At 53.0% G+C, this 353-nt stretch carries 1 protein-coding gene; it reads right to left on the bottom strand.

Annotated features, from left to right (window positions below; genetic code table 11):
- A partial coding sequence (locus RC73_RS19745; protein ID WP_039036226.1) for a GTP-binding protein occupies positions 1 to 353 on the bottom strand: 353 nt, incomplete at both ends.

The following is a 353-nucleotide window of genomic DNA, read 5'->3' as shown; positions in this document are numbered from 1 at the left end:
CCTACCTGACGAGACAGCAGGATGTGCTCACGAGTCTGTGGCATTGGGCCGTCAGTAGAAGCTACTACCAGGATTGCGCCGTCCATCTGGGCAGCACCGGTGATCATGTTTTTAACATAGTCAGCGTGACCTGGGCAGTCTACGTGAGCGTAGTGACGAGTTGGAGTGTCATACTCGATGTGAGAGGTATTGATGGTAATACCGCGCTCACGCTCTTCTGGAGCGTTATCGATCGCTGCGAAGTCACGAGCCTCACCACCGTAAGTCTTAGACAGTACAGTTGAGATAGCAGCAGTCAGAGTGGTTTTACCATGGTCAACGTGACCAATGGTGCCCACGTTAACGTGGGGCTT

Origin of the sequence: Shewanella sp. ECSMB14102 (assembly GCF_000813075.1) — a bacterium.
Classification (GTDB): Bacteria; Pseudomonadota; Gammaproteobacteria; order Enterobacterales; family Shewanellaceae; genus Shewanella; species Shewanella indica.
Note: the sequence above shows the minus strand (reverse complement) of the source record. Positions and strands in the feature narration are given on the sequence as shown.